At 73.9% G+C, this 21,996-nt stretch carries 18 protein-coding genes and 1 pseudogene; 13 read left to right on the top strand and 6 right to left on the bottom strand.

Translation table 11 applies throughout. The annotated features are described in order from the left end of the window. Nucleotides 1–232 precede the first annotated feature (232 nt). From ACF1CT_RS32335 to ACF1CT_RS32300, 8 genes and pseudogenes are all read left to right on the top strand, one after another. Complete coding sequence (locus ACF1CT_RS32335; RefSeq protein WP_391787561.1) at nucleotides 233–1,585, top strand: condensation domain-containing protein; 1,353 nt, start codon at nucleotides 233–235, stop codon at nucleotides 1,583–1,585. Continuing rightward, nucleotides 1,582–2,457, top strand: coding sequence for a diiron oxygenase (locus ACF1CT_RS32330; protein ID WP_391787560.1), 876 nt, complete (start codon nucleotides 1,582–1,584; stop codon nucleotides 2,455–2,457). The genes ACF1CT_RS32335 and ACF1CT_RS32330 overlap by 4 nt, the downstream gene beginning before the upstream one ends. An 89-nt stretch (nucleotides 2,458–2,546) precedes the next feature. Then, nucleotides 2,547–3,407: an aminoacyl--tRNA ligase-related protein gene (locus ACF1CT_RS32325; RefSeq protein ID WP_391787559.1), complete on the top strand. Its 861-nt coding sequence runs from the start codon at nucleotides 2,547–2,549 to the stop codon at nucleotides 3,405–3,407. Next, nucleotides 3,394–4,521 carry an NAD(P)H-dependent flavin oxidoreductase gene (locus ACF1CT_RS32320; RefSeq protein ID WP_391787558.1) on the top strand — a complete coding sequence of 376 codons (1,128 nt, stop codon included), beginning with the start codon at nucleotides 3,394–3,396 and terminating at the stop codon, nucleotides 4,519–4,521. Before ACF1CT_RS32325 ends, ACF1CT_RS32320 begins: the two co-directional genes overlap by 14 nt. Beyond that, a pseudogene (locus tag ACF1CT_RS32315) lies at nucleotides 4,518–4,952 on the top strand (holo-ACP synthase); the annotation flags it as partial. The gene ACF1CT_RS32320 and the pseudogene ACF1CT_RS32315, both read left to right, overlap by 4 nt. 108 nt (nucleotides 4,953–5,060) lie before the next feature. After that, nucleotides 5,061–5,303 carry an acyl carrier protein gene (locus ACF1CT_RS32310; protein ID WP_391787604.1) on the top strand — a complete coding sequence of 81 codons (243 nt, stop codon included), beginning with the start codon at nucleotides 5,061–5,063 and terminating at the stop codon, nucleotides 5,301–5,303. Further along, nucleotides 5,300–6,454, top strand: a complete 1,155-nt coding sequence (locus ACF1CT_RS32305) for a hypothetical protein (RefSeq protein WP_391787557.1) — start codon at nucleotides 5,300–5,302, stop codon at nucleotides 6,452–6,454. Before ACF1CT_RS32310 ends, ACF1CT_RS32305 begins: the two co-directional genes overlap by 4 nt. 14 nt (nucleotides 6,455–6,468) lie before the next feature. Beyond that, nucleotides 6,469–7,209 carry a class I SAM-dependent methyltransferase gene (locus ACF1CT_RS32300; RefSeq protein WP_391787556.1) on the top strand — a complete coding sequence of 247 codons (741 nt, stop codon included), beginning with the start codon at nucleotides 6,469–6,471 and terminating at the stop codon, nucleotides 7,207–7,209. A gap of 49 nt (nucleotides 7,210–7,258) precedes the next feature. On the opposite strand, the gene ACF1CT_RS32295 is transcribed toward ACF1CT_RS32300, so the two are convergent. Beyond that, nucleotides 7,259–7,834, bottom strand: a complete 576-nt coding sequence (locus tag ACF1CT_RS32295; protein ID WP_391787555.1) for a helix-turn-helix domain-containing protein — start codon at nucleotides 7,832–7,834, stop codon at nucleotides 7,259–7,261. 117 nt (nucleotides 7,835–7,951) lie between these two features. Between ACF1CT_RS32295 and ACF1CT_RS32290 the strand changes: the two genes are divergently transcribed. Next, a complete protein-coding gene (locus ACF1CT_RS32290) occupies nucleotides 7,952–8,788 on the top strand; it encodes an EamA family transporter (protein WP_391787554.1) in 837 nt (278 codons plus the stop codon). A gap of 61 nt (nucleotides 8,789–8,849) precedes the next feature. On the opposite strand, the gene ACF1CT_RS32285 is transcribed toward ACF1CT_RS32290, so the two are convergent. After that, entirely contained in the window at nucleotides 8,850–9,884 is a 1,035-nt protein-coding gene (locus tag ACF1CT_RS32285; protein ID WP_391787553.1) for a PucR family transcriptional regulator, read from the bottom strand. Between the two features lie 174 nt (nucleotides 9,885–10,058). On the opposite strand from ACF1CT_RS32285, the gene ACF1CT_RS32280 reads away from it, so the two are divergent. Further along, nucleotides 10,059–10,664, top strand: a complete 606-nt coding sequence (locus ACF1CT_RS32280; protein WP_391787552.1) for a hypothetical protein — start codon at nucleotides 10,059–10,061, stop codon at nucleotides 10,662–10,664. Between the two features lie 164 nt (nucleotides 10,665–10,828). Here ACF1CT_RS32280 and ACF1CT_RS32275 read toward each other — a convergent pair whose 3' ends face one another. The 3 genes from ACF1CT_RS32275 to ACF1CT_RS32265 form a co-directional block, all read right to left on the bottom strand. Then, the gene (locus tag ACF1CT_RS32275) at nucleotides 10,829–15,691 is read right to left on the bottom strand and encodes a hypothetical protein (RefSeq protein ID WP_391787551.1); all 4,863 of its coding nucleotides are present in this window, start codon (nucleotides 15,689–15,691) and stop codon (nucleotides 10,829–10,831) included. Between the two features lie 189 nt (nucleotides 15,692–15,880). Beyond that, on the bottom strand, nucleotides 15,881–16,585 hold the full coding sequence (locus tag ACF1CT_RS32270) for a hypothetical protein (RefSeq protein WP_391787550.1): 705 nt from the start codon (nucleotides 16,583–16,585) through the stop codon (nucleotides 15,881–15,883). 458 nt (nucleotides 16,586–17,043) lie between these two features. Further along, the gene (locus tag ACF1CT_RS32265; protein WP_391787549.1) at nucleotides 17,044–17,721 is read right to left on the bottom strand and encodes a TetR/AcrR family transcriptional regulator; all 678 of its coding nucleotides are present in this window, start codon (nucleotides 17,719–17,721) and stop codon (nucleotides 17,044–17,046) included. A gap of 75 nt (nucleotides 17,722–17,796) precedes the next feature. On the opposite strand from ACF1CT_RS32265, the gene ACF1CT_RS32260 reads away from it, so the two are divergent. From ACF1CT_RS32260 to ACF1CT_RS32250, 3 genes are all read left to right on the top strand, one after another. Then, a complete protein-coding gene (locus tag ACF1CT_RS32260) occupies nucleotides 17,797–19,428 on the top strand; it encodes an FAD-dependent monooxygenase (protein WP_391787548.1) in 1,632 nt (543 codons plus the stop codon). Nucleotides 19,429–19,506: 78 nt separating this feature from the next. Then, nucleotides 19,507–19,782, top strand: a complete 276-nt coding sequence (locus ACF1CT_RS32255; RefSeq protein ID WP_391787547.1) for a hypothetical protein — start codon at nucleotides 19,507–19,509, stop codon at nucleotides 19,780–19,782. Between the two features lie 173 nt (nucleotides 19,783–19,955). Further along, a complete protein-coding gene (locus tag ACF1CT_RS32250; protein ID WP_391787546.1) occupies nucleotides 19,956–21,002 on the top strand; it encodes a hypothetical protein in 1,047 nt (348 codons plus the stop codon). A gap of 187 nt (nucleotides 21,003–21,189) precedes the next feature. On the opposite strand, the gene ACF1CT_RS32245 is transcribed toward ACF1CT_RS32250, so the two are convergent. Further along, on the bottom strand, nucleotides 21,190–21,696 hold the full coding sequence (locus ACF1CT_RS32245; protein ID WP_391787545.1) for a DUF4232 domain-containing protein: 507 nt from the start codon (nucleotides 21,694–21,696) through the stop codon (nucleotides 21,190–21,192). Nucleotides 21,697–21,996 lie beyond the last annotated feature (300 nt).

The following is a 21,996-nucleotide window of genomic DNA, read 5'->3' as shown; positions in this document are numbered from 1 at the left end:
GCGCCTTCGCAGGTTGTTGTTCTCACGGCCGCCGCCCCGGCGTCCCGACCGCGTCCTGCCCCCCTCGCCTCCACCCAGCCCCGGCCGTCCTCGCCGGAGGCTGTCGTTCGCGCGCCGTCCGACGGTGCCTGCTGCAGAGGAATCCGTTGTGGAAGTGGAAAGCATGGAAAGCGTGTCGGGCGTCGGCGTCCGTTCGGTGGCGTTCCGCGGGACCGGAGCCGGGAGCGGGCCCATGACCTGGGGCCAGCGCGCGATCTGGAAATCCATCCGCTGGCTGGACGACGGCGCCCACTACTTCAACATCCGACGGAACGTCGAGATACCCCGCGAACTGACCCTCCCGCAGGTCGAGTCGGTGCTCGCGTCGCTGGTCGAACGGCACGAGGTGCTGCGCACCACCTTCCACGAGTCCGCCGGGGAATGGACCCAGGACGTCACCGCCGAAGGAGGGTTCGCCCTCGCCGTCGTCGAGGCGGCACCCGGAACGGCCCGGGAGACGGCGGACCGGCTCGCCGACGAACTCGTCACGGGGACCTTCCGGCATGCCGAGGAGTTCCCCTTCCGCTGCGCGCTCGTGCTCGAACGGGGCAGTCCCGCCTTTCTCGCCCTGGTCCTCTCCCACCTGGGCGTCGACTTCTGGGCCGTCCGCGAACTCCTGCACGACCTGCGGGAATCACTGCTCGGCCGGGAGCGGCCCGTTCCGTCGTGGCAGCCGCTCGACCAGGCACGCCACGAGACCGACGGGCCCGCGGCGGAGCGCGGCGCGGCAGCCGTCGACCACTGGCGCCGGACCCTGGAGAAGGTGCCGCCCACCCTGTTCCCACCGGTCGACGACGAGGGACGCCCGGAACGCTTCGTCCGCCTCGGCATGGACTCCCCGGCCGCCGCGGTCGCCGCCACCGCCATCGCCGAACGGTGCCAGGTCAGCACCGGCACCGTCCTGCTGGCCGCCACCGCGGTGGTGCTCGGTGCCTGGTCCGGACACCGCACCGTGCCGTTGCAGCTCATCGCCGTCAACCGCCACGACGAGCGGAGCCGCCGTCTGATCGCGGCGATGGCGGAGAACGCCCTGTTCGCGCTCGACGTCGACGGGGGCACCTTCGACCAGGCGGTCAAACGCGCGTTCCTGTCCGGCATGAACGCCTACCGCCACGCCCACTACGACCCGCTCGCCGTCGACGAGGTCCTGGAGCACGCGCGCGAACGCAACGGGGGCGTCCTCCAGCTCGGGAACTTCTTCAACGACAAGCGCATGAAGGACCGTTGGCCCGAACTGCCGGCCGTCGGCACAACGCCGCAGGACCTCGCGCCGCTGACCGGGAGAACACGGATCTTCCACGTCGGCTCCTGGGAGCGCCAGGACGCCGCCTTCTTCCTGCACACCGGCTACGCCCCCGACACGGCGCTGATCCACCTGATGGCCGACACGGAACTCATCCCCCGTGACGCCATCGCACGGTTGCTCCGCAGCTACGAGGCGCTGCTCGTCGGCAGTGCCGAAACCCCCGTCGAGCTCAGCACCCACCGAGCCGCCGCACCGCACGCGGCGAGCACCGCAGGACCCCGAGGAGAGAACCGGTCATGACCACCACCGCACCCGTCTGGGACGAGGAAGTCGCCGCCGCCGTCACCCGGCTGACCGCGGCAGCCGAGAACGAGTACTACAACCCCTACCAGACCTTCGACTGGCCCGACAGCATCCCCGACGGCGCCCTGTGGATGAGCCAGGAGCTGATCACCGTCCACGGCACCGAGGCCGCCGCGGAACTCACCCACGAGCAGTACCTTGCCCTCTCCAAGTGGGAGAGCATCAACTTCTACAGCCTCAACGTCCACGGCATCCGTGAGCTGATGCAGGAGGTCGTGCGCCGGATCCACGCGCCCGGATACGAGATCCCCACTCCGTTCTTCCACCACTTCCTCGGCGAGGAGAACGAGCACATGTGGTTCTTCGCCGAGTTCTGTCTGCGTTACGGCGGAAAGCTGTTCCCCGACCGGTCGATGGCCTTCCCCGGCGAACGGCAGTCGCCGATGCTGGACAACTTCACTGTCTTCAGCCGCATCCTGATCTTCGAGCAGATCGTCGACCACTTCAACAGCCGGATGGCCGCCGACACGGCACTCCCGGAGACGATCCGTGCCATCAACCGCGTCCACCACCAGGACGAGTCCCGTCACATCGCCTTCGGCGCCCAACTGGTCCGCGCCCTGTGGGAGCGGCTGCTCGACGCCGGGGACGAGCAGGAGATCACCGGCGCCCGCCGGTACATCGAGAAGTACATCGCCGCGTCGGTCAACCAGCTCTACAGCGTGGACGCCTACCGCGACGCCGGTATCCCCGATCCGTTCGGCTTCCGGGCCCGGGTGATGGCCGACCCGGCACGCCGTACGGCCCACGAGGCCATCGCCTCCCGCACCAACGCCTTCTACCGCCGCATCGGCGTACTCCTGCCGTGACCGGCGGGGTCCATCCCGTTCTGCCCACTGTCGGGAGGGTGTCGGATGCCGCCCGTTCTGCCCACCGTCCCTCTGCGCAAGGAATCCGCATGACCGTTCACCCCTCCCCGCCCGCCGCCGAGCCCGCCGTGCCCGCGCTGCGCGACCCCGGGCCCGGACTTGTCGTCCTCGACCCGGTCCGCGCCGCGCTGCTGAACGAACTCGACGCACTGTTCACCGGTCTCGCCGACCTGATGGCCGCCCCCACGGTCGTCGGCCCGCCGCTGCTGCCCGCCGACGGGCTCGCCCGGCTCGACTACTTCCGCAACTTCCCCCACCTCGGCGTGGCCGCCGCCCGCTTCCGGGACGACGCGCTGGACGCTCTCGCCGACGGGGAGCCCGCGCAGGACCAGCCCGTGCACGGCACCGGCTACCTGCTGCCCTCCGCGACCTGCTACGGCCTGCTGCTCTCGCTGGACTCCCAGGACGTCGGTGCCGAGCTCCGGCTCACCGCGATCGGCCGCTGCTTTCGCAACGAGGACCACTACGACGGCCTGCGCCGGCTCTGGGGCTTCCACATGCGCGAAGTCCTCTACCTCGGCTCGGCCGACGGTGCCCGCGACCACCTGGCCCGGTCGAAGGTCTTCATCGAGGACCTGGCCGGCCGCCTGGGGATCGCGCTGTCCTACCAGCCCGCCAACGACCCCTTCTACGACCGCACCGGGTCCCGCGCCAAGCTGATGGCCCTGGACCCGGTCAAGTACGAGTTCGTCGCCGAGGACGGCACCGCCATCGCCTCGGTCAACCGGCACCGCAACTTCTTCGGCGAGCGCCTGGGCATCACCGCCGACGGCACGGTGGCGCACAGCGGTTGCACGGCCTTCGGCGTCGAGCGCTGGGTGCACGCCATGATCCTCACCCACGGCAGCGCCCGGGCCGCACTCGACCGGGTCCGCTATGTCCGCGCCTGAACCCGCCGGGACCGCAGGGGCCGCCGGGCCCGTCGCGGCCGTCGCCCGGGGAGCCGCGGCGCTCGGTGTCGGCTTCCCGCTGGTCCAGGCCGGCATGGGCGGTGTGGCGGGCCCGGCCCTCGCGGCCGCCGTGAGCGACGCCGGGGCCCTGGGCACCGTCGCCCTCTACAAGAGCGACCGCGCCCTGGCCACGGCCCTGGTCCAGGACACCGCCGCACGCACCGACCGGACCTTCGGCGTCAACGTCATCCCCGAGGTCGCCGGACGCCTGCTCGTCGAGCAGCTCGCCGTCGTTCTCGCCCGTGCGGACCGGCGGCTCACCCTCAACAGTTACGGGCTGCCGCCGCGGTCCGCGGCCGAGGCGGTGATCCGCGCCGGTCACCGGCTGCTGGTGCAGGTGGGCGGCGTCCGGGAGGCACGGGCCGCCGCGGAGCTCGGCGCGCACGCCGTGGCCCTCCAGGGAACCCGGGCAGGCGGCCACCACCTCGGGGACGAGGACCTGGCCGACCTGCTCGCCCACCACGGACTGGACGTCCCCGTCCTCGCCGCGGGCGCGATCGCCACCGGCGCGGACCTGCTCGCGGCGGTCCGCGCCGGAGCCGCGGGAGCCCTGTGCGGGACGTTGTTCGTCGCCGCGGAGGAGTCGGCCGCCCACCCCGCGTACAAGCGGGACCTGATCGGCGCCGGGGCCTCGGACACGGTGGTCACCGACCGCTTCTCCATCGGCTGGCCCGGCCGCCCGCACCGGGTGCTGCGCGGCCCGGTCACCGACGCGCCCGGACCCCCGCCCTCGTCCATGATCGCCTGGACCACCGTCATGGGAACCAGGCGCCCCGTCCCGCGCGGCTCCGCCGCCGCCCCGACGGCGGAGGCCGAGGGCCGCGTCGGCGAGATGGCCCGCTACGCCGGGTGCGGTTGCGCCGCCACGACCGCGGTCGAACCCGCCGCCGTGATCGTCGCCCGGCTGAGGTCCCAGTTCGCGGCGGCCGTCACGGCCGGGGGAACCGCCACGGGGCAGGAGGCGGCCACCACGACGGGGAGCACCGCCACCGCGGGGGAAGCGGCCCGCACGGCGGGGGTATCGGCCACCGCGGCCGACGGAGCGGCGCGGTGACGGAACACGCCCTGCGGACGGAACACGCCCTGCGGACGGCGCTGGGCCGTCTGCTCGGCGAACCCCCCGACCGCGACGACCCGTCCCTGCGCCTCGGCGTCGACCTGGTGCACGTGCCCCGGGCGGCGGAGCTGGCCCGTCGGCACGGCGAGCGCTGGCTCGCCGACCACTTCACCCGGCGGGAACGGACTCAGCTCGCCGCCGCGGCCGGGACGCCGACGGCCACCCTGGCCGGCCGCCTCGCCGCCAAGGAGGCGTTCGTCAAACTGCTCGCCCCCACACGGACGCTGGTGCTCACCCGCGACATCGAGGTCCTCCGGGGACCCGGCGGCGCGCCGCGGGTCGAGCCGCGGGGCTCGGCCCTGCGCGAGCTGCGCGCCGGGGGGATCGACCGCTGGACCCTGAGCATCACCCACGAGGGCGACTGGGCCATCGCCGTCGCCGCCGCCCTGGCCCGCCCCGACGCCACCGTCCCACCGCACCGCGACGAGCCACCCGCGCACCGGACCACCCGCCCACCATCCGAAGGAGCCCCCGACATGAAGCAGATCGCCGACTGGATCTCGGCAAAGAACCCCGGACTCGGCCGCGAGGTCGATCCCGCCGAGGACCTCATCGAGGCCCGGCTGATCGACTCGCTGGACTTCCTGGAGTTCATCTACCTGCTGGAGAGCGTCTCCGGCCGGACCATCGACCTGGAGGAGGTCACCGTCGACGACTTCCGCACCCTGGACCGCATCCGGGAACGCTTCCTCGCCCCGGCCGGACGGGGCGCCGCGTGACCACCGTCCACTTCGGCAGCTGCGACGCCGAAGCCCACTGGCGCCCCGACGACCTCGCCGCCCTGCCCGCCGTGCGCAGCCCGCACGCGGAGCGGCTGACGCGGGACATGGACCAGCTCCAGGCGGTTCTCTGCGGACCCGGCGACATCCTGCTCACGCATCGCCGTCCCCCCGCGGCGTTCACCGAGCTGATGGGCGCCGCCGGATTTCCGGCCCGGCACCTCGAAGTGCCGGGCGATCCCGAGCACACGGTGGAGCAGCGTCTCGCCCGGCACGCCGTGCCCGGGCTCGCGGGCGCGCTGGCGGCGCCGTACGCGACACTGCCCGGCACCCGGGCGGCGGCCGGGCACCAGGGCCTGGTCGGGGACCTCCCCGACCAGGCCGCGGTCCGGCTGGTCAACTCCAAGACCTGGACGACCGGGCTCGGCCACCCCGGCTCCGGCACCGTCGTCACCTCGCTCGCCCAACTGCGCGAGGCCGCCTCGGCCCCCTGCGTGGTCAAGGACCCCTACGGAGTCTCCGGGCAGGGCAACATCGTCGTCGAATCGGCCGCCCGGCTCGCGTTCGTCGAGCGCCATCTCGCGCGCGGCGGTGCCCGGATCGAGCTGATCGTCCAGCCGCTCCACGACCGGGCGGAGGACTTCGCAGCCCACCTCACCATCGGCCCCCGCGGCGACATCGACTGGCACGGGATCCGGCAGGTCGTCAACGACGGCCACGCGTACCGGGGTTCGGACGAGCCCTCGCCGGACCTGCTGCGCCGGCTCGACCGGGCGGGCTACTGGGAGACCGCCGAATCCGTGGCCCGGGCCGCGGCACGGGCCGGCTACCGGGGACCCCTGTCGGTCGACTCGATGACGACGACCTCCGGTGAGCTGATTCCCGTGCTGGAGGTCAACGCCCGGCTCTCGCCGGGCATGATCGCCCAACGCCTGGGCGTCCGCCTGGAACTGCGCCTGGTGCCGGTCTCCGGCCCCGGCTGGTTCGAGCGGCTGGTGAACGCCCTGGACGAGGCGGACCTGCTCGCCCTCGACGGCCGCCCCGGCATCCTGCCGCTCGCCGCCGACACACTCGCCCCGCCGCGTGGATGGCTCTTCCACACCGTCACCGGCGAACCCGACCTTTCCCCCGTGCTGGACCAGCTCACCTGAGGAGACCGCCGACCGTGGCAGGAACCGCGTACGACGCCAAGACCGCCGCCGACTACCGGGCGGCCCGCGAGATCCCCCGCGAGGGACTGGAGGCATGGCGCCGGGCCGTCGCCGCCGAGACCGCACTGCGAACGGGCATGACCGTTCTGGACGTCGGCGCCGGAACCGGCTCCTTCGCCACCGCCTTCCACGCATGGTTCGGTGTGCGCGTCCTCGCCGTCGAACCGGCCGCCGCGATGCGCGCCCTCATCCCGGACACCCCGGGCGTGACCCCCCTCGACGGCCGGGCCGACGCGCTCCCGGTCCCCGACGGTTGCGCCGACGCCGCCTGGCTCGGCTCCGTCATCCACCACCTGCCCGACCTCGTGGCCGCTGCCCGGGAACTGCGCCGGGCGCTGCGGCCCGGGGCGCCCGTCCTGATCCGCAACACCTTTCCCGGCCGGTCCGAGCGTGATCTGCGTGTCCGGTTCTTCCCCGAGACCGCCGCCGGCATCGAGGGCTACCCCGACATCGACCGGGTCACTTCGGCCTTTGCCACCGCCGGTTTCCAGCAGGTCTCGCTCCAGGCCCTCCCTCAGCAGTCGGCCCCGGGTCTGGCCGCCTTCGCCGACGGCCTCCGCCGCGACGCCGACTCCAAGCTCAGGGCCCTCCCCGACGCCGCCTGGGCCGCGGGCCTCGACCGCCTGCGCCGCGCGGCGGCCGAGAACCCGGACGAGCCGGCCATCAGCTGGATGGACCTCCTGGTCCTGAGGTGACACCCCGGGGTCCCGGGCCCCGCAGCCCGATGCCCGCCCGGCCCCTGTGCTACCGGGGCCCCGGCGGAAGCTGGACGGTCATGATCAGGCGGCAGGACCCGTCGCCCGCGCCGCGGTAGGTGTGGGGGACGTCCCCGTCGAACGTGGCGGTCTGCCCGGCTTCGACGGTGTGCTCGGCCCCGTCGACGACCAGGACCATCCGGCCGGTGGTGACGCTGACGGTCTCGACCACCCCGGCCCGGTGGGGATGGCTGGGGTACTCCTCGCCCGGCTCCAGTTTCCAGTGCCAGACCTCCACCGGGGCCGGGCCCGACGTCGTCAGCACGAGCCGGGCCTCGCCGCCCCGCTTCCCGGTCCACAGCGGGGCGGTGGCGTCGGCGGTCACGACCCGGACGCGGCTTTCCGACGGCCCCTCCAGCAGGGCGGACACGGAGACTCCGAGGGTGTCGGCGAGCCGGACCAGGGTGGCGAAGTTGGGGTTGCCCTGGGCCTTCTCCAGTCCCACCAGGGCGCCCTTGCTGACCTGGGCGCGCCGACCGAGTTCGTCGAGGGACAGGCCCGCGCGGTTGCGGGCCGTCCTGACGTTGTGCGCGAGCGTCCGCAGGGCTGCGACCGAGTCGGCCATGTGATCACCATTTTCACAGCTGAGCTATTCGAATGCACCGATCGGTCGTTCGGTTGACGCCGGTCGGTCGACCTGCTGTACGGTTCGGTCGTTCCGTTGGATACTAAGGGATGTGCCGTGATCGCTCTGCTACTGGCCCTGGGAAGCTCGGTCGCGTACGGGTGCGCCGACTTCCTCGGCGGTCTCGGGGCCCGTAGGGCCCATGTGCTGCGCACCGTGATGATCGCGGCTCCGGCCAGTCTCGTGGTCGAGCTGCTGCTGTGGCCGTTCCTCGGCGCCTCGTTCGGCGCGGGCGCGCTCGGCTGGGGGGTCGCGTCCGGGTTCGCCTCGGCGGCGGCGTTCGCGCTGCTCTACCGGACCCTCGCGCTCGGCCCGATGAACGTGCTGTCGCCCGTGACCGCACTGGTCTCCGCCGTACTCCCGGTGGGTGTGGGCCTGACGCAGGGCGAGCACCTGGCCGTCGCCGGCCTGGTGGGACTGCCACTGGCGCTGGTGGCGGTGGTCCTGGTCAGCGCCGGGCACGGGGCCGGGGCGGCGCGCCCTTCCCGTACCGCGCTGCTGCTGGCCCTCGGCGCGGGCGCCGCCATCGCCCTTCAGCTGATCTTTCTGCACCAGGCCCCCTCCGGCAGCGGGGTGGCCCCGCTGCTCGTGGGCCGGGCGGTCTCCTCGGCCGTCACCCTCACCGCGGCGGGGCTGATGCACCGCAGACTCGGCCCCGAGCGCCCCGCCTACGCGATGTCGGCGGCCGCCGGGATGCTCGACTCCGTGGCGAACCTGCTGTTCCTGCTCGCCGCCCGCAGTGGGGACCTCGCCGTCGTCGCCGTGATCACCGCTCTCTACCCGGCCGGCACCGTCCTGCTCGCGCGCAGAGTCCTCGCCGAGCGCATCCACCCCGGCCAGCTCGTCGGCCTGGGCACCGCCGCCGTCGCCGTGAGCCTCCTCGCCCTGACCTGAGCCGGACCCGGCACCGGGCGCCGCCGTTGCCGGTCGATCCCGGTGCCGGGGCGGACAGCCCTCAGTCGTCGAGCAGCCGCCACGCGGTGAGGGCGAGCCTGGCCCGTACCAGGCCGGCGGGTTCGGTGAGCTCGATGCCCAGGGTCTTCGCGATCTGCTCGATCCGGCGGGCGATGCTGCTGTGGTGGAGATGGAGGAGGTCGGCGGCCCGGCGCAGCGAGCCGGTGGCGCAGTAGGTGTCCAGAGTCTCCAGATCCTCCGGGCTGCCGGCGATCCGGGCGATGGCGGCCACGTCGGCGTTCTCGCGTGCGGTGTCACGGGATATCTCCGCCAGCAGCGCCAGCGCGCCGAGGTCGGTGTAGCGGATGACGGGTTCGCGCGGGGTGGCGAAGCGAAGAGCGGTACGTGCCTGCCGCCAGGACCGGTCGGCGCTTCCGGCGGCGCCGATGCCCGCGCGTACACCCGGCGGGAAGCCGGACCGGTCCAGGGTGGTGGCCAGGATGACGCCCACGTCGGCGAGCGGCGCCGCCTTCACCGTGCGGGCCGGGCAGACCAGGCCGCCGATCCGGTCGAGCGGGAGCCGTGAGCGCACGGCGACGACATGGACCGGCAGGCCGGCGGCGAACCCCAGGAGCCGCAGTGCCCGTGCTCTGGCCCCCTCGTCGCTGCTGGAACTGATCACCAGTTCGACGAGGGCGGGGTCGGCCATGGTGGTGCGGGCCGGGCCGTATCGTTCGACGGCCGCCGCGGCGGCGAGGGCGAACCTGTCGAGGAGGACGTCGTCGAGGGGGTTGGGCGGGCCCGGACGCTCCAGCCACACCGTGCCGATCTCCTCCTCGTCGAGGGTGATCGGTGCCGTGGTCGACGGGGGAGCCGGTGGGGTGGACGCCTCCGTGCCGTGCGGCGAGATGCGAGTCGCCCGCCCCGTGCCGTGGAGCCGTATCCCGGCGACGCACTCGGCAAGGCCCGCCGAGGCCCGGGCGAGTGCCGGGAGGTCCACCCTCCGGCGCATCAGTGTGTCGTAGAACGCGACGATGCGGATCGCGCCGTCGACGTACGGATCAAGTCCCGACAGCCGTACGGCCAGTGCCTCCATGGCAGAAGCATAGAAGGACGGCGACGCGCCGATCGGCGCGCGATCGGCGCGGGACGCGCGACGGGCAGCGGGTGACTCCTCGGGGACGTCCGGGAGGACGGCCGTCACGGATCCCGGACGCGGATGCACGGGTCGCGGACGCGGGTGTCGGTGGTGCCCATTACGGTCCTCACCATGGAACAGCATTCCGCCGCACGCTTCGCCCCGCTGCCCGACCGGATCGGCCACGTGGGCGGCATCGAAGCGCTCACCCTGGACGGGCGTCGCCACTACTTCGGCCTCGACTACAGGAACGACCTGGTTCTTTCCCCGCTGATCGACGATCCCGCGGCGATGGCCGCCTTCGCGAGCGAGCACATGCGCCAGACCACGGGGACGCACGACGCGGCGTACTGGGCGGACCTGGTCGCCGCGGCGGCCGACGCCGGTGAGCCCGGACGCGTCGGGACGGAGGGGGAAACCGTCCCGGGCGGCGCGGGTGACGGTATGTCGGACGCCGAGGACCACCTGCTCTACCTTCTGGGCGCGGCCACCGGCTGGGACGACTGGTTCGACCAGGCGCCGGAGGTGCGGCGGGCCTACGAGCGCCTCGGATTCGACGAGGAGGAAACGGAGTTCGTCGACCACTGCCTCCAGGCCGTCCGGGAGCACGGTGCGCGGGCGCGCCCCGACGAGTGGGCCGTCGCGCGCTTCCACCTGACCACGGCGGCACAACACCTGCCGGACAACTGGCGAACGCTGCTCACACCGCTCGTGGAAGACCTCATGAACCGGCGGTGAGCGGAGCGGCGGAGCCCCGGCGGCCAACAGAAGCGGAGCGACGACCACCGCACCGGGCGGCACGGCGCCTCTCCGAGCGCACCGCGGCCGCCCCGACCGTCCGGATCCCCGTGAAGAGCGGCGTGTGCGGGGCATGCCCGTACGCGCCGGCCCCGCCACGGGTCTCATACCGCCCCGTCCGACCCGCCCTGCTCCCGGTCCCAGGCCGCCGCGAACATCTCGTGCAGCGGTGCCGTCGGCAACACCCGCCCGAACGGGGAGCGGATCTCGTTGCCCCACAGCGGGCGCACCGCGTGTGTCACCAACTTCGCTGCCTCCAACGGCAGGTGCGGGGCCTTCAGCTCGGTCCACTTCCCGGGCAGGAACAGGTTCCGGCCCGCCCGGGCCCGCTTGGCCTCCAGCACCGCGCCCGTGCCGAGCAGTTCCGCCCGGACCTCCGCGTGGTGCTTGGTCGTCCAGCCGTTCCACCTGCGCACGTTCCGGTCGGTGGGTGCGGCGAGCGCGGCCAGCTGGAGGTAGAGCGCCGCGGCGTCCGCGCCGACCCCGAGTTTCCCGGCCGCACGCGCGACCAGCTCAGGGCAGGACTGCCGCGGATCCGCCTCGTACGCCCCGGCCGGCACCGCCCCCGAACCGGCCCGGCGCATCATCCGTTCCAGCCCGCCGCCGGCCAGCAGCGGCGCCGCCCGGTCCAGTTCCTCGGTCAGGCCCGTGACGTCCCGGACCCGCTGCCACACCTCCGGGCCGGTGACCGCGGCGGGGCGGAGGAAGGAGACACCGCCGGGTGCGCACACCACCAGGGGTCCGGAGTCGTACGCGGTCGTCGGAACCGGCCCCTCCTTCTTGCGCCGGTCCCCGGCCACCGGCAGCCGACCGGGCCCGAACCGCTCCGCGATCCGCTCCGCGGTGTCCTTGACCCGACCGTGGGGAAGCGCCAGCAGCAGTTCCGGACGGGCAAGTTCGGACCGCAGCCGCTCGTAGAGGTCCCTCGCGCCGGCCACCGCCGGATCACCGACGGGCCGGTCCGTCCACGCCCACACCAGCGCGCTCGCGATCTGCCGGAGACCGATGCCCACCGGTGTCCCGTACGGCGGTTCGCACCCGGCCGCCGGTACGGCCCGGACATCGGCCCCGCTGCCGTACGGGGTCGCCACCAGCTCCCAGCCGGCCGCCTCCACGGTCGCGTCCGCGGCGGCTCCGTACCCGCCCGCGAGCCGCCGTGCCCATACCTCGGACAGGCCCAGACCGGCCTCCAGGGCATCGGCCGCCTCGTCGTGCACGGCGGGCAGCGCCCCCACGCGCTCCCGCCACACCCCGGCCATCCGCTCCACGGCCGCCTCGACGCCCCCGGGCCGCCACAGCGCGGTCGGATCGTCGGGCACGGCCGCCGCCAGAACCGCCCTCAGGCCCGCTTCCCCGAGCCGCGCCCGCAGCCTGTCGTAGGACTCGGCCGTCAACGGCGTGGCCCGGTACGGGGCCCCGCGCACCAGGGCGAGGTCCTCCGTATGCCCGGACCGGCCGACCAGGCCCGCCACCACGAGCCGGGCCACGGCCCGCCGTACACCGGTCAGTTCGGCGAAGCGCGCGGCCGCCGCCTCCGGCACCTGGACCGGGCCGTGCTCCTCGATCGCCGCGACCAGGGCCCGCAGCCGGGCGGCGTCGTCCCGTTCCACCAGGAAGCTCCGCGCCCGCAAAACCGCCGTCGGCACCGGGTCGTCCGCCGAGTCGTCGGCGGCGCCCGCAACGAACCAGCACTCCGAGCCCCCGGACCGCACCGCGCCGGACGCCACGGCCACACCGCCCCCGCGCAGCCCGTCCAGGACCCCGGCCGGCGCCCGACCCGCCCACCACCGCCCTCCGGCACGGGCGAACGGCTGGTCGGCCCAGGTGTCCAGCAGCGCCACCAGGGCGGCGCGATCCGCGTCCGGTGTCGGTGCCACCGCGGCCCGCCAGGCCGCCGCGTCGATCGCGCCCAGCAACTGCGACCAGTCGCGCGGCGGTGCCGGTGGTGAGAGCCGCCGCACCTCCTCCACGACGGTCCCCGCCAGGCAGGCACCGTCGGCGGCCAGCGCGCTCAGCGTCGCCGGAAGCGCCGCGTCCGGACTTCGCCGCCACGCGTCCCCGTCCTCGTCCGACACCAGGCCGAACAACGCGGGCATCAACTCGGTGTCCGGCGCCGACCGGCGCGGCAGGACCGGCGGTGCCTGCGCGAGCAGGGTGACCCGCCGGTGCAGGGCGAGCCTGCGCTCCTCCACCCGGGCCGCCCGCCCGGCCACCGCCACGACCGCCCCGACCAGCACCGGGTCGGTGATCTGCGGCAACTCCCGTGCCACGACGGCGCCCAGCGTCCCGGGATCGGCGCGGGCCGCAGCCAGCAACGCCTCGGCGGTCTCCCGCCGCACGGACCGCAGCGCCCGGGACCCGGCCGCGTCCCGGGTCCGCAGCAGGTACCAGAAGGCGGGCGGAAGAGCCACGCCGCCCGAGGCGGTGACCCGCCGCACCGGCCTCATCCGCGGATGCCGGGGTGAGCGGTGCCCGTCCAGCTCCCACAACAGGACCCCGTCGGCCGTGTACGCGCGCACGCCCGTCCGGGTCTCCGCCTCGGCGAGGACCACGTCCTCCACCGCCCCTTCCGGCGCCGCCCACAGAGCCCACGGCTCCTGTCCCGGCCGGTCGATGTCGAACCGGGCCGTGCGCCCGTCCACGCTCTCCACCAGGAAGTGGTCGGGCGCGTGGTCGCGGTGCCGGGTCCGGAACAGCACCCGGGTCCCGACCAGGCCGTCCCGGCTGCCCAACGGGGAATCGGTGAGCCCGTCGGGCAGCGGCGCCAGTTGCACGGCCTCCGAGGCCAGGGACATGCCCGCCCCGGGCCCCTTCGCGCCCGGACCGGCGTCGGGGGCGCGGCCCGGGAAGTCCGGCAGCGCCACCGCGCCCCGGGGCTCCCCGGTGACCGGGTCCACCACTTCCCACGGCCGCCGCCCGAAGACGGCGTTGGTCCAGATCCGCTCACCGTCGCCGAGCTGCAACTCGTCGCGGTCGATCCCCTCCCTGCCGCCCGGACGCAGCACCCGTCGGCCACCGTGCCGCCCACCCCCGTCGGCGGTCTCGAACTGGAAGCCGTACGCCCCGTCCAGGCTGCCGCCGAAGGGCACCAGACCACCCACCTCGTCCGGTGCGAACGGCTCCTCGGGGCGATCGGCCCAGACAGCGGTGTCGCAGTGGTACGGATTGGCGACGAGGGTCCAGCTCACCAGGAAGGAGCCTCCCACGTAGTGGACCGCGAACATGGTCGCGTCGTCGGGCACGGTGAACCCGCAGGAGCCCCGCACCCCGTCCGGACCGACGGCGACCGCCCGGTCGGCCCCGAACACCGTCAGCACCGGCCAGGTGGCGGTCACCCCCGCCACGCCCGGAAGCGGCCCGCCCGACGCCGAGTTGTGTGTGTCCTGTGTGTCCTGTGTGTCCTGCGTGTCCTGCGCGTTCTCCGGGTTCTCCGAGCCCTGCGAGTTCCTTGGGCTCTCCGAGTTCTCCGCGCCGTCCGCGTTCTTCGAGCTCTGCGCGAACCGCGCGTACACCGACTCCAGGGCCGGCCAGGCAAGTTCCTCCGGCAGCCCGGCCGCCAGCGAGCGCCGCAGCGCGCCCGCCGCTCCCGCGTCGGCGAGGGCGTCGGCTATCCCGCCGAGCGCCGCCACCGTCGGCCTGTCCAACAGGATCTCCAACTCGGCCACGGACTCCTCGGCTCCCGCCATGCCGCCGCCCGCGACGGTGTCCACGAGCCTGCCGACCCGCCCGGCGACCTCCTGGGCGATGCCCCGGTTGTCCGGCAGCAGGGTCACCGCCGACCCGGCCCGGCGTCGGTGTGCCGGCGACCGGCCGGGCAACAGGCCCGCGTGCACGGTGCCCTCCAGCCGAGGGCCGAACACCGGGTCCGCGGCCAGTGCGGCCAGGTCCCGCCGGGACCGCTCGCCCCAGAACCGCATCCCGGTCTCCGGACCCGGGTCGACCACCGCCACCCCGGCCGCCAGAGCGGCGTCCAGCACATCCGCGTCGAAGCCCTGGTGATGGTGCCTGGTCGTGTGCACCGTCACGGGTGTGCCCTCTGCCCGCAGCCGCGGCCCCAACCGGCCCACCAGGTCGAGGAATTCCACCGGCAGCGGCTGACGCCCGACCCCGCCGCCGGACTGCGCCGCGTATTGGTACATGTGCGTGAAGTTCCCCACCCAGCGGTGCAGTCCGCCCTCGGGCACGACCCGTCCGGCTTCCAGAGCCTCCGCCGCGCCGCAGCCGATCAGCAGCCGCAGCCACGCACCGCCGTCGGTGGCGCCGTCCGGGAAGACCTCCACCAGCCCGGCGGCGATCGTGTCCGTCGGCGGGTGGGCCGCCAGGATCGGTCCGGCGGAGTCCAGCAGCGCGTTGGGCACCGATTTCTTCCGCGTGACCGCCAGGATCGCGCCGACCACACGCGCGACCTCCTCGGTCCCGTGCCCGGCCACCTTGGCGGAGGCACGCACCCGGCGTACCAGATCGGCGGGCAGGTCCGCGGACGAGCCGGCCCACGCGGTCAGGAACGCCTCGACGGCGCTGTGCGCGGCGGCCGGTTCCAGCGTCGCGGCGAGGAAGCGCTGATGCGCGCCGAACTCCTTGGCGGGCATGGCCCCGCCCGCCGCGAACAACAGGGCGTTGGCCCGGCGGTAGCCGGGATCCACCGGCAGCCCGTGCTCGGCCTCGGCCGCCCGCGCCGCCGCGTAGGCCCGCCCGCCCGGCTTGCTCCCGCAGCCGATCAACCGGTGGCCCACGGTGTCCCAGAACCACGGCAGGTGCGCCGGCGGCAGCCGTCTGGCCCGCGCCGCCATCGCGTCGACGAACCGACCGGGCTTGGTCCAGGACCTGCCGAGTCCGGTACGCATGTCCTCGATCAGCTCGCGCGCGGCCTCCACGGCGTCCGGGTCGTGGACGGCGACCCAGTCGGCGTAGGTGTTCGATCCGTGCGGAGCTGCAGTGGGCACCAGGGACTCAAGCGAGACGATCATGTCCCGGATGGTCGCACACGCCGCTGACAGTGCCCCGGCCCCGGCGTCGTACGGGGGCGGTCGGCCGTCAACCGCCCCCGTACGGAGCCCGCTTCGCGTCACCGCCGGGAGCCGCGGAACGGACCACCTGGTTCCGTGCCAGGTCGGCCGTGGGCCGTACAGACGCTCCGTCCGCGCGCCCGCCGGGGGTTACGGGGCAGCCCTTCGGCCCTCGCGCCACCGCACCCCGACGTACACGGCGGGCAGCAGCACGATCCAGACCACCACCAGGACGAGCCACCCCCAGTCCTCGTGGCCCCGGCCCGACGAGGCGAAGGCGCCCGCGACGCCCGCCGGAATCGCGGCAAGGGCCCCCCACAACGCGCACATGCCGAAGAACCAGAAGCCGCGGGGCGGTCCGTTCGCGGCCACCTCCCTGGCGCGGGTGAGCAGTACACCTCCCAGGTAGAAGAGGTAACAGCCCAGAACCAGGCAGACCGCGGCCAGCCCCGCCTGCCATTCGGGCTCGCTCTCGGGGCTGTCATCGGACTGTTGTGTCACGCCGTCGCGACCGAGGGCGGTGGCATAGTCGCGCCACCGGGTGACGGTGACCTCGTCACCCGGTTTCAGCAGCTCGAAGAGCGGCCCCTCCGCCTCCATCTCCATCTCGTGGGGGACGCCCGCGGGCCCGTCGAGCCGCACCGTGTACTTCGGGTTCCTGCCACCCGTCCGCTCCGTGCTCCGAACGGTGGCGGTGATCGACCGGAGGCAGTCGGCCGGCGCCGTCCGGTCCGTGCACGGCTCGGCCGAGCGGAAGTCCCGGACCGTACTGACGGCTTCGGGTATCGACGCCGCGAAGCCGGCTGTCGCGACCAGCAGGAACAGGGCACCGAGCAGCGAGCCGACGCCCCACACCCGGCGCCACCGCGCCCGGCGGCGGACGGAGGAGGACCCGCCCGTCCGGCTCAGTGGAGACCGCTCGGAGGAGGACCCGCCCGCCCGGCTCCGTGAAGACCGCTCGGAGGAGGACGTCGGTTCCTTCCCATTTGGGCGACCACGTGGCGGTATTGCGGAGTTCATCCCGCAAGACTAAGGGCTGGCACCCGCGATCCCGAGGTCCACCCACCCGCAGCGGATCCGCGGTCCGCGCCGGTGCGGCGGGACCGGGCCCGGACGGGTGAAAGCGGGCCGGGCCCACCCGTCCGGCTCGTCGGCCCGTCGCCGCCGACGGGCCGGGACGTTCGTGGGCGGGGCGGCGCCCCGCCCACCGCGGATCGTGCGCCCGGAGTGCCCCTCGCGCATTCACCGCGGGGAACCCGCGGATGTTCCCGTGACTCCGGCGGAGGCCGACGGACGGGAGCCGAGGGGCCGGATCAGCCCCGGGGCGGGCTCGTCGGCAGGCCCCAGTCCGCGCCGACACCCTGCTCCAGCACGTCGAAGAGCCGGTCGGCCAGGGCGCGGAGATCGGCGTGGACGGCGTCCACCGTTTCGCCCGCGGACGTGCGCCGTGCAGCCTCGCGGAAGACGGTGTCGCGGATGGTCTGCACCGAGGTCGCCGTGTAACGCGCCTCCGGGTCGTGCGGGGGGCGGCCCGCGGCCCGGGCCAGGGCCTCCGCCAGCGCGACCGCCGCCTCCTCGCCCATCTCGCGCCAGCGGGAGCTCAACGCCGGGCTGTCCAGGACCACCTGAAGGAAGCTGCCCATTCCGTCGACCAGGCCGCTCAGGGGATGCCGTTCGTCGATGAGCCGCAGGCTCATGCGGCGCAGGGCGGCGAGCGGCGGCTCGTCCTGCTCGCGGTCGCGGACCGTCGAGGTCAGCAACTCGGCGATCTCCGGTCCACGGTCCAGGAAGAGGTTCTCCTTGCGCGGGAAGTGGTTGAAGACCGTCATCGTGGACACGTCGGCGGCCTCGGCGACCTCGGCCACGGTGACGCCTTCGAAGCCGCGCTCCAGGAACAACCTCGTCGCGACGCCCGAGATGTGGTTCCGCAACTCCCGCTTCTTGCGCTCCCGCCGCCCCGGCGGAGGTGCTTCGGTCCGTCCGTCTGTCATGTGCCCACAGTACGAGAAACATGGATTCGACTCAAAGGTTGTAGTCGCTAAAACTTTTGCCGCATACTCGTCCCCATGACAACTCAGCGCATCTGCAAGGAGTTCGACGCCGACGTACTGATCGCGGGGGCGGGACCGACCGGCCTCATGCTCGCCCACGAGCTGAGCACCGCCGGGATCTCCTCCGTCGTCGTGGAGCGCAACACGGAGATCGACCCGACGGTCAAGGCCGGGGCGATCGGGCCGCTCGCCGTGGAGGCGCTGCGCCGCAGGGGACTCGGCCCCGCCCTGGAGGCGGCCTCGCTGCGGGCCCTGGCCCAGGTGCTCGGCAACTTCCGCGCCCAGGCACCCGAGCTCGACGCGAGGATGCGGGCCCTGGAGGAGACCGGCGCCTCACCGGTCGAGGTCGCCGCCGTGGTGAACAGGGAATCGCCCATCGGCGGCAAGGGGCACTTCGCGGGCATCTGGCGCATCGACGCGTCCACGCGCGAGGACAGCGAACGGGCCACGATGCTGATCGGCCAACAGGCGCTGGAAGCCGTCCTCGGGGAGGCCGTGGAAGACGTGCCGGAGGTCCGGATCGCCCGCGGACGCACCGTCACCGGATTCGCCCAGGAGCCCGACGGCGTCGACGTCGAGACCGACGGGGCCGACGGACCGAGGACCCTGCGCGCCCGCTGGCTGGTGGGGTGCGACGGCGGGCGCAGCCTCGTGCGCAAGCTCGGCGGCTTCGCGTTCCCCGGCACGGAACCGACCATGACAGGACATCAGGCGATCGCCGAGTACGCCGACCCCGATGTGCTGCTCCCGCACGGCTGGCGCCGCACCGGGAACGGCATGATGGCCTACGGGCCGACACCCGGCCGCCTCTTCCTCGCCCGTTTCGACGGGCCGCCCGCCGACCGCGACGCACCGGTCACCCTCGACGAGGTACAGGCGGCCGCGCGCCATGTCTCGGGCACGGACGTGGTGATCACGGCGGTGCGTTCGGCGACGCGTTTCACCGACCACGCCCGTCAGGTGACCGAGTACCGCAGTGGCCGCCTCCTGCTGGCGGGCGACGCGGCGCACGTGCACTCGCCCTTCGGCGGACAGGGCCTCAACCTCGGGCTGCTGGACGCCGTCAACCTGGGCTGGAAACTCGCGTCCGTCGTCGCCGGGCGGGCCCCCGACGGGCTGCTCGACACGTACACCGCCGAGCGCCATCCCGTGGGCGCCAGGGTTCTTGCCAACACCCGTGCCCAGGTGGCCCTGATGCGGCCGGGCCCCCACGTGGACGCCCTGCGCGACCTCATGGGCGAACTGCTGGACGAGGTGGACGAGGCCAACGCGTTCTTCGGACGCATGATGGGCGGCCTCGACAACCGGCACGTGATGCCGTACGCGGACGGCGCGTCGGAGGAGGCGATGCCGTTGCTGGGGCGTCCGGTCCCGGATCTCCGGCTCGCCGACGGCTCATCGCTGTCGGACCTCGCGACGACCGGCCGCGGGATTCTTCTCGCGCCCGCGGCGGGGCCGGGGGCCGCCTGGGCGCACCGGGTCGACCTGGTGACGGCCGGTCCGGCGCGGGAGGAGGCACACCGCGGCATCGCGGCCCTGCTGATACGCCCCGACGGCATCGTCGCCTGGTCCGCGGGAACGGGCACCGAACCGGACCACGCGCTCCTGGAGAAGGCGCTGACCACCTGGTTCGGGCCACGCGGCTGACCGCTTACGTCCTCCTTCCCGTCCGCCGGAACCCGCCCACGGCCACCGATGTCGGTGGTGGCTGGGAGGCTGGACGGCATGAACGGCGATGAGCAGTTGTTGCGCGGGCGGGTCTACGGCCGGGACCACGACGACCCCGACCCGGGTCCCAGGCCGGGGCGGACCTACGTCGAGCTGACCGGCGGCCCGCTGGACGGGCTGCTGCTGGACGTCACCGGCTGGACGCGGGACGAGATCGGCAACGGCGCCGTCCTGCCCACCGAACTGGGGACGTTCGGTGCCGGTGGCAGGGCGGTGTACGGTCCGCGTCCCGGCGTCCCGGGACGATTCGACTGGTCCGGCGACACTCCCTGACCGGGAGCCGACGGGGGCGGTGCGTGGCCGTCGGACGCGACGTCCGGGAGGCGGCGGGCCGCCCCGCATACTTGGGCGTAAGCGGGCGGCCGGGAACCGGGCGGGCCGTCTGTTCGCGCGTCCGCCGCGGATCGGTGGACACGGAGGGCTCCTGAGCGAAGGTGGTGGACGGGGTGGCGATTTCCCTGGCGGCGAGGAGGCTCCTCGACGGGTACGCCGGTGATCCGGCGAGGATGACCCGGCTGGGGGAGTCGACGGCCGTGGACGTGGTGCTGAGGTACGGCTCACGCTCCGACGCGGAAGCGCTTCTCCCGGTGTTCCTAGACGATCCCGAGGCACGCGAAGGACTGGTTCCGGTATTCGCCCGGCACGGGGACCTCGCGGTGGCCGAACGCCTGCTGGAAACGTGCTTCGAGGCGGGCAGGCTGCGCGACGGCATGCCGCCCGGCGTGCTGCGCGCCATCGGCCACCTGGGCCACGAGTCGGCCGAGCGGGTGCTGTGGGAGCACGTCGAGAGTGCGTACCAGGCGTCGGCGGACGCCTGCCTGGGGCTGCTGCACCTGCCCTGCCGGGGCCTGCGGGCCGAGATCGCCCAGGCTCTGGAACGGCACGTGGGGTCCCACCTGTTCCCCGAGCTCCTGCCGGTCCTCGCGACGAAGACGGGTGATCCGTCGTGGTTGGGAAGGCTCGTCGAGTGGGGTGAGGGCGCCGCGTCCACGGACTGCAACGGCGGGCTGATCCTGGGCATCGCCCTGCACGGACAGGCCGCCCGCACCGAATTCACCCGGCTGTTGTGGAACCCGCGCTGGGAGGCGTACGGCGGTGGGACGGGATCGGACTACTGGGCTTACGCGGGCGCGCGCGTGCTGGGCCTCGGCATGGGGGAGCTGTACGCCGAACTTGTCGAGCGGTTGCGTTCCGACACGGGCTCCGACGGCAAACGTCACTGCGTCGAGACGTTCACCGCGCTGTTGCGGTACTGGGTGGACCGGAGATGGCTCGGTCTGCGCATGGCGCCCGAACCGGACGAGAGCAGCGAGGCGCTGTGCGAACTGCTCTTCGCGTGGTCCTCGCCCCATGAGGACGACTCGTTGAGCGGCCTGGCCGACCACCTGTTCGACCGCGACGACCCGCTCCTCAGCACCTTGCGCCACCTGGAGTCGACCCTGTGGAACGGGGCGAGGTACGAGCTGGAGCTCCGCACCGTCGCCTCTCGTTGAGCTGCGCATTCGTAGCGGCCTCGGAGGCCGGGGCCCGGCGTGCCGAGGTCTGACGACGGGGCGCGAGCCGGTCGTCGACGTTCCTCGCGGGTGTCGCGGGGGAGTCGGGGACGGGAGTGGTACCCGCACCCCGGCGCGTCCCGCCGGCGTGGCAGCGGTGCAGGACGCGCCGGGGCGCGGGAGGGCGTCAGGCGCCGCGTTCCACCGGGCCGACGACGGTGCCGGCGGCCACGTTCAGCCTGCCGTCGGCGAAGGACGTGCCGGGGATCTCGCCGTCCGGGGCCCGCAGCGTGAACGATGCCTCCTGCGCGGCGACGGAGCGGCCGTTGTCGGGAACCTGGATGTCGAAGTGCACCGGCCGTCCCGGACCGAAGGTCACCACGGTGGTCTGGTCGCCGTAGTGGCCGACGGCGATTCCGACGTCCGCGCCGTGGTTCGAGAACCGCACGTCGGTGGGCGAGCCGGCCAGCTCGCACGGCTCGTAGCCGCGCGGCGCCGTCAGCGTCACACGGTAGTGGCTGTGCCCGCTGCTGGCGGGCCCCGCGGTGATCTTCGCGAGGTGGTTGGCCGGCCGACAGGCCGAGGGAGCGACGCCGTCGGCCGTCGCGGGCGATGCCTGCGCGGCCCCCGCGCCGACGGCGCCCGTCATCAGCGCGGCGGCGGCGACGGCGGTGAACTTCCGGTTCATACGCATTCCGAACACTCCTTGCCTTGCTCAATGGTTCCGCGGGTGTTCTCCGCCGGAACCATGGTCAGCACGATTACTGCCCCTCGACCGCCGAGGGAAATGTCTCAGAATCGCCACACCGGACGGTGCTCCCGGCGAGGGGTTCCAGGAGCAGGCCGCGCGGGTCGCCGAGGTCGGTCCCCGGCCGGCCGACTCCGGCGGGAGAGCCCACACCCACCGGGCGCGGGACACAGTTCCGCTGGACCGGACGTTCAGGGACGTGCCCCGCTCCGGCGGTGTGAACACCGGGGCGGGTGCGCCCCGCCC

Source organism: Streptomyces sp. NPDC014734 (genome assembly GCF_043083325.1).
Classification (GTDB): Bacteria; Actinomycetota; Actinomycetes; order Streptomycetales; family Streptomycetaceae; genus Streptomyces.
The sequence above is the reverse complement of the archived record's forward strand: the minus strand, read 5'-3'. Positions and strand labels throughout refer to the sequence as shown.